This window comes from Paenibacillus sp. strain BS8-2 (assembly GCF_054483835.1).
The window spans coordinates 1,884,310-1,898,636 of sequence record NZ_CM137010.1; the positions used below are offsets into that span (position 1 = coordinate 1,884,310).

Sequence of the window (14,327 nt, forward strand, 5' to 3'; positions counted from 1 at the left end):
CATGCCTGGCAGATAAACATGAAGATGAAGGCTTGAGAAGAGGATACAAGATTATGGATAAACCATCTATATACGGATTGACGCTTGAACAACTGACAGCATGGCTGTTGGAGCGCGGCCATAAGAAGTTTCGCGCCACGCAGGTATGGGAGGCGCTGTACCGCAAGCGTATGACGGACTTCGAGCGTATGGAGGAGGTTCATCCCGCATGCGTATCGTTGCTCCAGGAGCATTATGTGATCGGCTCGATGGAGGAGCATGTGAAGCAGGAGTCGGTCGACGGCACGGTAAAGTTCCTGTTCCGTCTAGCGGATGGCAATCTCATCGAAACCGTGTTGATGCGCCATAAGTTCGGTCTGTCCGTTTGCGTAACGACTCAGGTGGGCTGCAACATCGGCTGCAGCTTCTGCGCGAGCGGTCTGCTCGCCAAGAGTCGAGACCTGACTGCTGCCGAGATCGTCGAACAAATCGTGAATGTGCAGCTCCATCTGGATGCGGCGGGCGGGGGCGAACGTGTCAGTCACATCGTTGTAATGGGGATCGGCGAGCCGTTCGACAACTACACGCATATGTCTAACTTTATCCGCATCGTCAAGGATCATAAGGGGCTGGCTATCGGAGCGCGCCATATTACGGTGTCGACGAGCGGGCTGGCGGGCAAGATCAGAGAGTTCGCGGACAGCGATCTTGGCGTCAATCTGGCGGTGTCGCTGCATGCGCCGAACAACGAGCTGCGTACCCGCATCATGAAGATCAACAAAGCAATCCCGATCGAGAAGCTGATGGATGCAATCGATTATTATTTGGAGAAGACACGCAGACGGATGACGATGGAATATATTCTGCTGAAGGACGTCAACGACGGTACGGAGCAGGCTTTGGAGCTAGCCGAGCTTATGAAGCCGCGCAAGAGTCTGGTCAACGTGAATCTGATCCCGTACAATCCCGTGGATGAGCATAGCCAATACCAGCGTAGCGAGCAGGATTCGATCCGCGCGTTCTACGATGTCATGAAGAAACAAGGGATTAGCGTCAGCGTTCGCCTCGAGCACGGAGCGGACATCGACGCAGCATGTGGTCAACTCCGCAGCAAACAGATGAAGGCTGCCAACTAACAACTAACTTACACGATAATAACTCCCGCGCGAGAAGCAGGTTTGAAACCTGACGCTGATTGCGCGGGAGTTTTTCTATGGATCCAGCCGGCAGTTTTTCGATTGAAAAGATTATTTAAGGTTTTCTTTAGCTTTGCTTACGGTTGCCTTACGTTCTGATTGATAGAATGAACGGGAATCAACATTCGATTGTTGAATACAGAGGGGATGAGTCTATGATGATCGAGATGATGGGAATCAATCATCAGTTCAAGATAGGGAAGAAGGGCAAAGAGCGCATCGTGCCGGTACTGCACGATATCCGGTTAAGTGTAGCCAAAGGAGAGATCGTGGCGATTGTTGGGCGAAGCGGCTCGGGCAAGTCGACGCTGCTTAATCTGATGTCGGGGTACATTCGGCCGACCGCAGGGTCAATCGAGGTGGCAGGACGGAATGTAACGAAGCTGGATGAAGGAGCTTGGTCGGATTTTCGCCTCGCCCATTACGGCTTTATCTTTCAGAACTTCCAGCTGATTTCGAGCATGACCGCCTACGAAAACGTGGAGCTGCCGCTTGTGCTTAAGGGTGTTGCTAAGTCCGAGCGACATAAACGTGTGATGAAGCTGCTGGAGAGCGTGGATATCGCAGCCTTTGCCAGTCATTACCCTAGCGAGCTGTCCGGCGGGCAACAACAACGTGTATCGGTTGCGCGCGCGCTGATTCTGGATCCGCCGATCGTGCTTGCGGACGAGCCTTCCGGCAGTCTTGACAGCGAGAACGAGAAGGCGCTGCTTACGATGATTCGCCAGTTGAATCATGAGCTGGGTATTACCTTCGTTATCATTACGCATGATGATCAGGTTGCTTCCGTAGCGCATCGGACGATTCGACTGCAGGATGGCAGGCTGGTGCAAGCGTTCAACGACAATGCGAAGTCCATCGCGCAGGAACCGGCGGAAGTGAAGCGTGACTTTCAGCAGACAGGAGGGCTTCAGCGATGAAATTCGGAGATCAGCTTCAATTCGTCCGGCAAAATATGAAACGTAACAAAACGCGCCTGTTCATGACCGTACTGGCGACGGCAATGGGGTGCGCGTTCTTGACGGTACTCGCCTCCGTCGGCTTCGGCTTGCAGCAGAGCATGGTGGAGGAGATCACGGGAGATCGGCTCGTGACAGAGATTTCGATCTATGACAAAAACCCGGACAAGTTTGAGACTCGCGGGATTCAGAATGGGGATATCACATACTTCAGCTCACTCCCGAATGTGAAGGCTGTTACGTACCGCAATCAAATTGCCACTAACCTGGATCCTTCAGTAGACGGCGCAGCTGTTGGGGTTAATCAAAGCATAAGCATGGACTTCGAGGCGGAGAAAACGGCCGGCTTCAAATTAAGCGCGGGCAAACTGCCAGAGGCGCCGAACGAAATCGTGGTTGGTTACCATATTCGCTTGGAACCGCCGGTAGAAGGGCAGCAAGCTGCAGAGCTGCCGGATGCATCCGAGTGGATAGGGAAGTCGATGCAGCTTCAAGTGAGCTACTATGAGAACGGACAATTGGCGCAAAAACCGCTTGAAGCGCTCATTGTCGGTGTCGTCGAGAAGCCGACGAGGGAATGGAATTTCGATACGAATATTTACATGGGTGAAGGTCTCCTTGCGCAAATCGAGGGGATTACCGGTACACAGCTGGGGCAGCTCCCCTACTTCGAGGAGACGCCAACAGAAGAACAGCTCGAAGAAGCATTGGCCAGTATCCCGGCGCCTACCGGCGAGCGTCAATATCAGGACGTGAAAGTGATCGCGGAGAACGCCTCCAAGGTCAAAGGAATTGCCGAGACGATAAGAGAGAAAGGTTATTACAATCACTCTATCGCGGATGAGCTTAAGCAAGTCAACATGCTCTTCACGATTATGAAGATCGGCTTGATCTTTGTTGGTACGATCGCCGTTCTGATCGCATCGATCGGCATCTTCAACACGATGACGATGGCGGTGACAGAACGAGCGCAGGACATCGGCATTATGAAGGCAATTGGCGCACATCCTTCCGTTATCCGCCGCGTGTTCCTGCTGGAAAGCGGGTTAATCGGGGTGTTCGGGGCGATCATTGGAACGTTGGTTTCCTATGGGATCTCCATTGCGGTAAATACCGGCTTGCCGATCGTAATCAAAATGTTTATGGAGGAAGAGATCCCCGCGAACTTCCGGTTCTCGGTTATCCCTCCGTTCCTGGCCGTGCTAACCTTCGTCATCGCTTTAGTCGTTGCGCTTGTATCGGGCCAGCGTCCCGCAAGAAGGGCGACGCGGATCGACGTGCTCAGCGCGCTGCGCAGAGAGGTATAAGAACGCCAGTCGAAGGTGAGCATAGGTCAAAGTCCATCGGAATGACGCGTGAGATCGAGAAATTTGTTGGGACTATCGCTTTAAGCTGAGCTGCCGAATATATAGGGGCGAATTCGGGTAGAAGCGATCGTTTGGAGAGGTTGTACAAGCGTTGACCGATGTGGTCAACAGGTATAGAATAAGCATTGACCACACTGGTCAATGCTTATTCTGCTTTCATGTCAGTCAACCAACCAATCATAGAACAGGAGGACTCTAGTTGTTCGACAAGTTCTTGAATATCGAAGAGGAGAAGCGGCTGCGCGTCATTAACGCAGCGCTCAAGGTGTTCGCGGGGAGCGGATACGGCGCCGCATCGACCAACGAGATTGCGCGCGAGGCGGGTATTTCGAAGGGGCTGCTGTTTCATTATTTTACGAGCAAAAAGGATCTGTACCTCTATCTGTACGACTATACGGTGGGGCTGCTAACGGAGACAGTTGAACGTATCGTCGATTTCGGCGAACGCGATTACTTCGAGCGGTTGAAGCAGATCGCAAGTGTGAAGCTGACCGTGCTTAACGAGCATCCCGATCTGCTGGGCTTCCAGAAGACCGTCTACTTCGAGGACAATGCCGAGGTTGGTTCGGAATTAAAGGTTCGCAGCAAGGAGATCGGGCAGAGCGCCTACTACCGCTTGTTATCCGATATCGACAAAAGCAAGTTCAGGTCGGACATCGATGCCGACCGCGCAATTAAAGTGATGCTCTGGGCGCTGGAGGGCCTGGGCGAGACCGAGCGAGCGAAACATCAGGCGCTTGGGACCGACCTTGACGTCGACTATCTGATGGAGGAGTTCGAGCGTTATTTGGCTGTATTCCGGACCGGTTTCTATAAGCAATAAACGATCATGGGATGAGCGTGACCCTAAGGGGTGCAAGGCATGTCGAAGGAGGTATGGGGAATGGCTGTTATCGAGCTGAACGGACTGACCAAATCGTACGGAGACGCTAGGGGTATCGTCGATTTGAGTTTCACGGTTGAGGAGGGTGAGATATTCGGCTTTATCGGACCTAATGGCGCGGGCAAATCCACAACGATTCGCACGATGTTGGGGCTGATTCATCCGACTAGCGGAAGCGCCAGCATTTTTGGCAAGGACTGCAGCACGCATGGTGCGGAGATTAAGCGGGAGATCGGTTATTTGCCCTCCGAGGTATTCTATTACGACAACATGCGCGTGAAGGACTTGCTTAGCTATTCGGCGAGCTTCTATAAGAGGGACTGCAAAGCGCGCATGCAGAAGCTCGCGGAGCGGATGGAGCTGGATTTGAACAAAAAAATCGATGATCTGTCCCTCGGCAACAAAAAGAAGGTTGGCATTGTGCAAGGGCTGCTTCACTCGCCCAAGCTGATTATTCTCGATGAGCCGACCAGCGGTCTTGATCCGCTTATGCAGCAACGGTTTTTTGAGCTGCTCAAAGAGGAGAACGCGCGCGGCGCGACGATTCTGTTCTCGTCGCATATTCTGAGCGAAGTGCAGCGTCTTTGCGACAGAGTTGCGATTATTAAGGAAGGCCGGCTGATGGCGCTTGAGAAAATTAGCGATTTGCGGGAGAACACATACAAACGGTTTAAGCTTCAGAGTGCAGCCCGCTTAGATGAAGCGGACTTCTCTTTGCCGGGAGTAACCGAATGGAAGCAGGAAGAAGGCGGCGTGAGCTTTCTCTACAAGGGCAACATCAACGCAGTGAACAGAAGGATTGCAGAGCTGGATCTCCATAATTTGTGGGTGGAGGATCCGGATCTGGAGGAGATCTTCATGCATTATTACGCAAAGGAGACGTGAGAATCCATGAATATGTGGCGCTATGAACTGAGAGCTTACCGTAATACGACGCTGATCTGGATAGGGTCGATGGTGGGACTCGTGATGCTGATGATGTCTATCTATCCGACTTTCGCGCGGGATGCGGATACGTTCCGTGAGGTGCTGCAATCGATGCCGGAATCCGTCATGAAGGCTATCGGCATCCAGCTGGATTCGATTGCGTCGCTGCTTGGTTTCTACTCGTATATTTTCCTTTATGTGACGCTGGCCGGTGCGATCCAGGCCATGCATCTGGGCGTGTCGATTCTGTCTAAGGAATCGAGGGAGAAGACGGCAGACTTCCTGCTCTCCAAGCCGGTGACGCGCGGAGAAGTGTTTGGCGCCAAGACGCTAGCGGCACTGACGCTGATTATGGTAACCAATGTCGTATATGTCGCAGCAGCCAGTATAATTGCATCGCTCGTCCAACTGGAGAGCTTCGACTATCTCACATTTCTGCTTTTGTCGTTGTCCTTGCTGCTGATCCAGCTTGTGTTTCTTGCGATTGGCATTGTGACGGCGCTGTTGCTCCCTCGCATTCGTACGGTGCTTCCAGTCACTCTGGGGACGGTGTTTACGTTCTTCGCGATATCCTTTGTCGGGGCGTCTACGGGCGATGGGAAGCTGCGTTATCTAACGCCGTTTCAATATTACGACCGAGCGTATATCGTAAAGCACGGGCGGTACGAGCCGGAATTTGTGGTGATGTCGGCTGCTGTAATTGCCGTGTGCATCGCCTTTGGCGTCCTGCGATATGTGAAGCGCGACGTACATGCGGTCTAGAGGGGGATGGCGATGGTGATGGTGATGAATCTGTTTGGGCGAGAAATGAAAGCCAGCCTGAAATCTCTAATGATCTGGACGGTTGGTATCGTTGTGATGGTCATGAGCGGTATGGCCAAATATGCGGGAATGGCGGAGTCCGGCGATTCGATGAATGAGCTGATGGCTGACTTGCCGAAGTCGATGCAGGCGGTGTTCGGAGTCGGGGAGCTCGATATCGCGACACCCGTAGGCTATTATGGTGTGTTGTTCTTATATCTCCTGATCATGGCGGCCGTTCATGCATCCATGCTTGGAGCGAATATAGTGTCTAAAGAAGAGCGGGACAAAACCTCGGAGTTTCTGTTGACCAAGCCGATAACGAGAAGCTGGATACTAGGCTCGAAAATTGGTGCAGCTGTCGTGAATGTGCTAATCTTTAATGTCGTTATGCTGGTGAGCTCGATCTCGTCCGTCGGCATGTATGCGGAGGGGCAACCCGTCACCAAAGAGATTTGGCCGCTCATGCTGGGCATGCTGCTCGTACAGCTTGTGTTTATGAGCATCGGACTCGCGATAGCGGGGGCGGGGCGTAGACCTAAGCTGGCTGTCGCGATGTCTGCAACAGTGATGCTGCTTGCCTATCTGCTCTCGATGGTTATCGAGGTGAGCGGCAAGCTCGACGCTCTGCGGTTTCTGACGCCGTTTCAATATGTGGATGCCTCGTCCGTTATCGATCGGGGGCTTGAAGCGGGTTTCGTGTGGCTCGCGCTGCTGATCGTGGTGATCTGTCTGGTCGTGACGTTCGCGGGATACACGCGAAGGGATATCCTGTCATAGTCCTCGGCTGCCGGTCGATTGGTTAACCTGAAACCTAATGATCCGGTTGTCGTATGATAGGGTTAAGCAATTTGGCTCGCCCCCCGGGCCGATTGCCGAACTAGGACGGCGGGTCGCGATTGCGGCTCGCCGTTATTTGTTTTGTTGCGGAGTATCGTTGTGTGGCGCTCTCGCGTATTTGATATAATCGGGACAAGGAACGGTATCTAGATATGGAGGAGATGTTCGCATGGCATACGAGCAGAAGATGAAGGAAACGGATCAAAGCGTAATCGAATTCATTGAGGCGATTGAGAACCCCAAGAAACGCGAGGACGCATACCGTTTGCTGGAGTTGCATGAGGAGACGACCGGCTTCGAGGCGAAGATGTGGGGACCGAGCATCATTGGATTCGGGTCGTATCATTACAAATATGATTCCGGCCACGAAGGTGTGGCGCCTCTGGCCGGATTTTCACCGCGCAAGGCGAAGCTCAGCCTGTATTTGGCCCCGGACGAGCCGAACCGCGAGGAGATGCTGAGCGAGCTCGGCAAACATACATCAGGCGCATCCTGCGTCTACGTGAACAAGCTGGCAGACATCGATCTCGATGTGTTGAAACGTATGATCGTCGCTTCGATGGATTATATGAAAGCCAAGTATCCTTCGCAGGGGTAAGGGACGAAGGGGCGAAATGGGATGCCTATCGCGGCCAGCATCACGATGGTCCATCGACGTGACAAGCTTGGAGGTCACGAGAAAAACGTCAGACATATTATGGAGTCGGATATAGAGGTTATGGCTCCTTACGTGATCCTGCAGCTGCACGGCGATGGCGACAGACGATAAGGTGAAGGTAGAAGTGGATGCCGTTATTATTAACCATGGACATGCGGCACTCGCCGTTCATGGCGCCAAGCTGCACATGGAGCCCCAAGCCTCTTCCGCGGCATATGTGTCGTCGCACAACGGTGCTTTCAACGAAAAAAATAAGGCGTTGCTGAAACAGACCAAATCTCAACGATGAGATTGTAAGGCAACGGGAACAAGGTCCATGCGTAGGTGCATGGGCCTTGTTGATCTGTGATGTGTTCTCGCTGCGGGCTTGCCGAGGCAGTTCCTTTTTAAAGTAGAGTAATGAATACAGTGTACCCATATGCCGCCAGCAAGATCGGCGGTCTATTCGTTGTGCTTTGTCTCTATCAAGTCATTTAGTGAAGGACCATCTTGCGCAACGCCAGCCGCCAACCCGCAGCGCATATTATCCATGCTCCGTAACCAATCGCGCCGCCGAGGACGTTCAGAATGAGATCATCAACATCGAAAACTCCGAGCCGTGCCCCGAATTGGGTCAGTTCGATGACGAGGCTGACAATCAACGTCCAGATGATCATTAATATGAAACGCCGCGCATGTACGACTAGGATAGGCAGCAGGAAACCAAGAGGGACAAAGAGCAAGACGTTACCGAAGAGATTAAAGAACCACGTCTCAAATTCGTAGTGTTGAAAACCTTCTGCGTATTGCAGTAAGCTGCGAAATGGCGTTAAGTTAGAAAGAGGTGGTAAAATTCCACGATATGAAAGCCGCATTGGACTTAAAAGCAGTTGATAAACAACGACTATCGCATAAGTTGCAAAAACACACCAAGCCAAGGGTTGAAGCCATTTGCGATTCGGTGATATCGCTTTGTTCATCAGTCCGCTTAACAAGTCTGACTCACCAAAATCGTCAATAGCCATTTTTATCGCGTGCTCATCTTTTGCTCCGTCTGCGACATAGCTCATACGTAGTTGTTCCAGATGATCGAGGAATTCCGAATACAAGTCATGTTTTGTTTCCGATGAGGCGTCAACGTTTTTGAGAATATTCGTTAAATATGTATCAAAATCTTTCATGCAAAGCCCGCCTTTCTGCACGATTGGATCAGTGAATGCACTTGATCCCAAGCTGCCAGTTTATCTTTCAACTCCGCTCGTCCTGTTTCTGTGAGCGCATAGAATTTTCTCCGCCCGCTTGCATCATTGTCTACCCAATAGGAATGAAGAAGTTCTTTATTTTCAAGCCTTTTTAGCGCAGGATAAAGCGTTCCTTGGCTCATTTGATACGTATCGCGACTGAGCTCTTTCAAATGTTGGACAATTTCGTAACCGTAAGTATCCTTACGTGCGATTACGGAGAGAAGAAGTATATCAATGCTGCCCTTTAAAATCTCTTTGTCCATGTTGTTCACCTCCCACTACATTGTATAACGACATATGTCGCTATACAAGTTTGAATATCCATCTAGGGTACTGTTCACTGGATTTCGTTAATTGGGAACTTCGTTCAATAAAACATATAAAGATTACGGCAAAGTGGAACCTAACACGCCTTACATGTGTCTAACTGGGTAGAGGTGATCGGGATGGAGCGGGATTATTGGCGGTTTGTAGAGCGATTGTCGCCTGAAGATTTGAATGAACTGATGTTACTCCATGGTCAAGAGGTGTGGAACTATGCCTACTTTCTCACCGGCAAGACCGACTGGGCGGATGATATCGCGCAGGAGGTGTTTCTTAGCGTGTTCCGCAGCGTTAATCGTTATCGGGGAGAGTCGTCTATGATGACCTGGCTGTTCGCGATTACGCGGAATTGCACGTTTAACTATAGAAGATCCGCTTTCCTGCGACGGGTCATACTTGTCGGACAACCGGAGCGACCGGGCAGGGAACCGTCAGCGGAATCCGTAGCTTTGGGCAGAGAGCTGACGGACGATATTTGGGAGGTCGTGATGGGACTTCCTGCTAAGTATAGAGAGCTTCTTATTCTCGATGCCAAATACGAGCTCAGTCTCAAGGAGATGGCGGAGCTGACGGGGTTGCCGATGGGCACGGTAAAGTCCCGCCTGTCTAGAGCGCGGCGCAAAGCTGCCGACATGTGGAAGGAGGGCGGCGTGTATGAAGGAGTCTAGGCCGGATTGGTACGAGCGGATGAAGACGGGGCCGTTTCGGGAAAGGACGTTTACGGAGGAACGGATGAAGGAGGTTGTTGCCCACGCTCGAGCCGGCAAAGTGGAGAAACGTTATAAAGGCTGGTTTGTCGCCTCCGGAGTAGGGCTGTTGGCCGCCGTCCTGGCTATGATCTTAGTGCTGCAGCCCACTCGCTGGTTCGGGGAAACGCCGGAGGTATTGATGCCGCCAGGAACAATAGAGCCAATCATTACGCCGCAGCCATCGGCGACTTTGCAGCCGACACCAACGCAGGCTGAAGAGGCGGAGCCTCTGGAAGGTGTATTTTATGTGATTGGAGAGACAGGGGCGTACGCTGAACCGAATGTTTGGACCATGGAAGGACCGGAGAATACCGTGAAACCGGGGGTCCCGCTGACGGTAAAGGACAGCGTCAATGGTTTTGCTCTGGTAGAGCAAGCAGGGAGCCGATTGGGATGGGTGAACGATTGGTATCTGACAAGGGATAAGGTGGAAGCTTCGGTGAATGCCGTCACGCCGTATTTGATGCTGGTGGGGGATCCTGTCTCGTTTAGTCTGAGTCCGATGGAGGCTGTGCCGACTGGCTTTAAGCTAGGTGCCGGGAGGGTAGTCAGGATATATAAGGAGTATCAGGACTGGGTTTGCGTCAGTATCACGACTTACGATCAGCCGTACGGCGGAGAATTCTGGCTGCGCAAGTCTGAGCTCGCGGACTGGGATCCGGCGTTAGCTCGGGAAGGTGTCATTAGGGAAGGCGCAGATGTTCGAGATAGCGAGGGGAATAGGACGGAGCTGGGTATACTGATGCTGAGCAGTGTTAACATAACGGAGGTATTGGAAGACGGAAGGTATAGAATTGGGGCGGCGGGCGGCTTTGTTGGCTATGTTCAGGGGCGAGATTTTATCCCGAATCCGTTCTTAGCGCACACGGAGTTCAGACGTTTGTTGTCTAATCAGATGACTTGGACATGGCATATGACGTCAGCGGAGTTCGCGGGGTATGAAAAGTTTGCGGCTAACCGGGATGAAGAGCTGCTGCGTGGACTTTCGCCGATTGAGGTATTCCGTTATTATGTGCAAGCGAGCATGGACAACGATTGGGAAACGCAATATGCGTTATATATCCACAACGCGGATTATGGAGCACCGGACTATGAGCGTTATATGCGTGAGGTTCCGGAAGATGCTGAGACGTTATTACGAGGTTGGCAGCTATGGGAGCGGTTGAAGCTGGATTATCGACTGGCGGAGGAAGTGGAACAGCTGGAGGATGGGTATGCTCTAATCCGCATGACTCCATTCGACAGAGGAACAGGGGAAGAGGAGATGGGCTTCCAAATCCACCGGAATGCTGCAGGCATCTGGAAGGTTGGTTGGATGCCGATGCAATAGAGGGAAGTTAAGTAGCGTGCATGAAAACGGCCTATCGCCTGGCAAGGATGCCAAGTGATGGGCCGTTTATCGTGATAGGGGAGATGAGGTTGGAAGGAGCAGGCGTTATAAGCGCTGCTCCTTCGTCAAACGTTCCGATACGTCGACGAGCCACTGCAAGAGCTGGAGATCATGACCTTGTCTGGCGATAAAAGAAATACCGATGGGGAGACCGCCTTCGCCTTGTATCGGCATCGTGACTTGAGGCAGTCCGCATAAGCCGGCTACGCAGCATAGCTGGAACGTCTGTTGGCGTCGCAGCTCGATATCTTCGCCGGAGCCGTTCTTGAGCGGAGCAATAGACGGTACCGTAGGCGCGACGATAATGGTATGCTCGTCGAGCAATTCTGTCATCCGCAGGATAGCAGCTTGTTGAACGGCGAGGGAGTCCTGCAGCTCGGGCTCCGCAATGGTTGACGCCCAGCGGAATCGGTCGCCGATATCGGCGCCGAAAGTGGGCTTCGTCTCGGTGATCCAGTTGCCGTGCTCGCGCCATATCTCGTGGCCTTGGATAATGCGGAAGGTATTCTTCCAATGGTTGAGTCCGCCAGGGGCAGATGCGACGGTGATGGATTCGCCTTGGCTCATGAGATTTGTGATGGCTGGCAGGCAGGCGGCCAAAGCATCTCTGGTTGCCGAGTCCGCAAGCTCCCACATATCCTCTGCAATGAGGAGGCGAGTCAAGCCATGGGAGGGAGCTCTATCAATGGTCGCGGCGCCTTGACTGCTTAGTAGCACGCGTCCTACATCCAGCAAAGTCCGCGCATCTCGTGCCATCCAGCCGACGGTGTCGAAGCTTCGCGCGAGCGGGATGAGCCCTTCGGAGGACACTGCGCCATGCGTGGGCCGAATGCCGTAAACGCCGCAATAGCTGGCGGGCACTCGGACGGAGCCGCCGGTGTCTGTGCCGATCGCGAAGTCGGCCAGCCCGGCAGCTACTGCCACGGCGGAACCGCTGGAGGAGCCGCCGGGGATACGGACGGGATCGGCGGGATTGACGGGCGTGCCGTAGTGGACATTCTCGCCGTTGATGCTGAACATCAGCTCATCGGTTATCGTTGTGCCACGCAGCCGCGCGCCTTGGCCCAGCAATTGCTCGACAACTGATGCATGATGAGATGCCGCCTTGTGTGTACGCAGCCAGTCGGGATTCCCCGCGCTGCTTGTATGTCCCTGAATGTCGAATACATCTTTTATCGCGAAAGACAGGCCGTCAAGCGGCCCGCTGCCTGTAGGCATCGCCGTAAGGTGCTCATTGGCGTAAACATTCCATGGATCCATCGAGTTGACCTCCTAACGTTTGACTCGAAAGCGGGTGGCGGGCTGTATGTCGGTGAGACCGACAATAACTGCCCGAAAGAGCGCCGCTGGCGCCCGTTATGTCGGCGGGTGAGCGCCGCGCCTACCAGCCAATGGCGCTGCCGTCGCTGCGGCGGTCGGCGCCGCCTTGCAGAAAGCCGCGCTCGTCGCGGCGAATGGCGTGGGCGTGGCCCATGATGCCGTCGAAGTCGGCGACTTTGCGGACGAGATGGCCCGCAGCGCCGAGCTTCGCGAGCACGCCGTCCGGCACGCGCCCCTCGATCTTGAGCTCCTGGGTCGGCGCGCCCCATGTGCGGCCCCATACCCAGCGCGGCGCGTCAATCGCAGACTGCGGGTCCATGCCGTAGTCGACCATCCGCGTAAATAGCGCGGTCTGCGTCTGCGGCTGGCCTTCGCCGCCTTGCGTGCCGTACAGCATAACGGGTTTGCCGCCTTGGCAGGCCATCGCTGGCATCAGCGTGTGGAACGTGCGCTTGCCCGGCTGCAGCAAGTTCACATGACCAGGTTCCAGCGAGAAGAAGGAGCCGCGGTTCTGCAAGAGCACGCCGGTCCGTCCGGCAACAACGCCAGAGCCGAATTCGAAGTAGAGGCTCTGGATAAACGAGACGGCATTGCCGTCTTTGTCGACCACAGCCGCATACGCCGTATCGCTGCCAAGCGGCTTCGCCAGCTCCTGCGAGCTCGCTCTGCATAAGTCGATGGAGGCGGCTAGCCCCGCGGCGTACTCTTGGCTCAGCAGTCGGTCCAGAGGCACAGGCGAGAACGCAGGATCAGTCAGATAAGCGTTGCGGTCCAGGAAGCTTAGCTTGAGCGCCTCTACGCAGAGATGATAATACTCATACGATCCGTGTTCAACAGCACCGATGCCAAGCTCGAAGTTCTCCAGCGCATGCAGCGCCATGATGCCTGTGAACCCTTGGGAATTCGGCGGCATTTGGAACAAATCGTAACCGCGGTAAGATCCGCTAATCGGCTCTACCCACTCGCCTGTATGATCAGCTAAGTCATCTGCACTCAGCAATCCGCCATGTTTCTCCATATAAGCGACGATCTCCCCGGCCGTCTCTCCCGTATAGAATTCTTCCCGTCCGCCCGCCGCGATTCGCTTTAGCGTTGCCGCCATATCCTTTTGTACAAACCGTTCGCCCGCCCCCGCCGCTGACCCGCCTGGCAAATAAATCGCCGCCGTCTCCATCGTCGACGACAACATGCCGGCATGCTGGGCAGCGTGCGCGTATTGGTCATAGGTCATGGGGAAGCCATCCTCGGCGTACCCAATTGCGGGAGACAGCACATCCGACCACGGTAGTTTTCCATAGGTGCGCTGTACCGCATCCCAGCCGTCGACCATGCCCGGTACGGTAATCGCTGCACGGATCCCGCGATGCGGAATGGCGTCCAGTCCGGCATAAAGCTCGGGCTTGGCGTTATAGCCAGACCTGCCGCTGGCGTTATAGCCGCGTACTTTTCCTTCGGCGGCATGATAGGTTAGCCAGAAGGAGTCCCCCCCTATGCTGGTCATATGAGGGTAGACGACGGCGAGGCAAGCACTCACGGCCACTGCCGCATCGAACGCATTGCCGCCTTGAGCAAGGATGCGTGCGCCTGCGGCCGTAGCCAGCTTATGAGGACTTACAACCATCGCTTCCGTTCCGATCACCGATGCGTTCATTTTGCCCACTCTCCCAATTCGATGTTGATGCAACGATGTTAGAATAATTCACATAACCTG

Annotated in this window: 15 protein-coding genes and 1 pseudogene; 12 read left to right on the top strand and 4 right to left on the bottom strand. The window is 53.8% G+C overall.

The annotated features are described in order from the left end of the window. Window positions 1–53 precede the first annotated feature (53 nt). The 10 genes and pseudogenes from rlmN (at window position 54) to ACX1C1_RS08305 (ending at window position 7,899) form a co-directional block, all read left to right on the top strand. Window positions 54–1,115 carry a 23S rRNA (adenine(2503)-C(2))-methyltransferase RlmN gene (gene rlmN, locus ACX1C1_RS08260; RefSeq protein WP_458956624.1) on the top strand — a complete coding sequence of 354 codons (1,062 nt, stop codon included), beginning with the start codon at window positions 54–56 and terminating at the stop codon, window positions 1,113–1,115. Between the two features lie 218 nt (window positions 1,116–1,333). Continuing rightward, window positions 1,334–2,002, top strand: a pseudogene (locus ACX1C1_RS08265) (ABC transporter ATP-binding protein); the annotation flags it as partial. 89 nt (window positions 2,003–2,091) lie between these two features. Then, window positions 2,092–3,441: an ABC transporter permease gene (locus ACX1C1_RS08270; RefSeq protein WP_458956625.1), complete on the top strand. Its 1,350-nt coding sequence runs from the start codon at window positions 2,092–2,094 to the stop codon at window positions 3,439–3,441. A 259-nt stretch (window positions 3,442–3,700) separates the two neighbouring features. Next, on the top strand, window positions 3,701–4,324 hold the full coding sequence (locus ACX1C1_RS08275) for a TetR/AcrR family transcriptional regulator (protein WP_458956626.1): 624 nt from the start codon (window positions 3,701–3,703) through the stop codon (window positions 4,322–4,324). Between the two features lie 60 nt (window positions 4,325–4,384). Continuing rightward, entirely contained in the window at window positions 4,385–5,269 is an 885-nt protein-coding gene (locus ACX1C1_RS08280; protein ID WP_458957631.1) for an ABC transporter ATP-binding protein, read from the top strand. 6 nt (window positions 5,270–5,275) lie between these two features. After that, window positions 5,276–6,073, top strand: coding sequence for an ABC transporter permease subunit (locus tag ACX1C1_RS08285; protein ID WP_458956627.1), 798 nt, complete (start codon window positions 5,276–5,278; stop codon window positions 6,071–6,073). Between the two features lie 12 nt (window positions 6,074–6,085). Then, window positions 6,086–6,892, top strand: a complete 807-nt coding sequence (locus ACX1C1_RS08290) for an ABC transporter permease subunit (RefSeq protein ID WP_458956628.1) — start codon at window positions 6,086–6,088, stop codon at window positions 6,890–6,892. 229 nt (window positions 6,893–7,121) lie between these two features. Continuing rightward, on the top strand, window positions 7,122–7,550 hold the full coding sequence (locus tag ACX1C1_RS08295; RefSeq protein ID WP_458956629.1) for a DUF1801 domain-containing protein: 429 nt from the start codon (window positions 7,122–7,124) through the stop codon (window positions 7,548–7,550). A gap of 21 nt (window positions 7,551–7,571) precedes the next feature. Further along, window positions 7,572–7,721: a hypothetical protein gene (locus tag ACX1C1_RS08300; protein WP_458956630.1), complete on the top strand. Its 150-nt coding sequence runs from the start codon at window positions 7,572–7,574 to the stop codon at window positions 7,719–7,721. Next, complete coding sequence (locus ACX1C1_RS08305) at window positions 7,705–7,899, top strand: hypothetical protein (protein WP_458956631.1); 195 nt, start codon at window positions 7,705–7,707, stop codon at window positions 7,897–7,899. Before ACX1C1_RS08300 ends, ACX1C1_RS08305 begins: the two co-directional genes overlap by 17 nt. Before the next feature lie 184 nt (window positions 7,900–8,083). On the opposite strand, the gene ACX1C1_RS08310 is transcribed toward ACX1C1_RS08305, so the two are convergent. After that, window positions 8,084–8,770 carry a VanZ family protein gene (locus tag ACX1C1_RS08310; RefSeq protein WP_458956632.1) on the bottom strand — a complete coding sequence of 229 codons (687 nt, stop codon included), beginning with the start codon at window positions 8,768–8,770 and terminating at the stop codon, window positions 8,084–8,086. Continuing rightward, window positions 8,767–9,096, bottom strand: coding sequence for a PadR family transcriptional regulator (locus ACX1C1_RS08315; RefSeq protein ID WP_458956633.1), 330 nt, complete (start codon window positions 9,094–9,096; stop codon window positions 8,767–8,769). The genes ACX1C1_RS08310 and ACX1C1_RS08315 overlap by 4 nt, the downstream gene beginning before the upstream one ends. A gap of 183 nt (window positions 9,097–9,279) precedes the next feature. On the opposite strand from ACX1C1_RS08315, the gene ACX1C1_RS08320 reads away from it, so the two are divergent. After that, window positions 9,280–9,825 carry an RNA polymerase sigma factor gene (locus ACX1C1_RS08320; RefSeq protein ID WP_458956634.1) on the top strand — a complete coding sequence of 182 codons (546 nt, stop codon included), beginning with the start codon at window positions 9,280–9,282 and terminating at the stop codon, window positions 9,823–9,825. Then, the gene (locus tag ACX1C1_RS08325) at window positions 9,812–11,236 is read left to right on the top strand and encodes an SH3 domain-containing protein (RefSeq protein WP_458956635.1); all 1,425 of its coding nucleotides are present in this window, start codon (window positions 9,812–9,814) and stop codon (window positions 11,234–11,236) included. Before ACX1C1_RS08320 ends, ACX1C1_RS08325 begins: the two co-directional genes overlap by 14 nt. A gap of 105 nt (window positions 11,237–11,341) precedes the next feature. Here ACX1C1_RS08325 and ACX1C1_RS08330 read toward each other — a convergent pair whose 3' ends face one another. Further along, window positions 11,342–12,556 carry an amidase gene (locus ACX1C1_RS08330; protein WP_458956636.1) on the bottom strand — a complete coding sequence of 405 codons (1,215 nt, stop codon included), beginning with the start codon at window positions 12,554–12,556 and terminating at the stop codon, window positions 11,342–11,344. Window positions 12,557–12,677: 121 nt separating this feature from the next. Continuing rightward, a complete protein-coding gene (gene ggt / locus ACX1C1_RS08335) occupies window positions 12,678–14,267 on the bottom strand; it encodes a gamma-glutamyltransferase (RefSeq protein WP_458956637.1) in 1,590 nt (529 codons plus the stop codon). Between the last annotated feature and the right edge of the window lie 60 nt (window positions 14,268–14,327).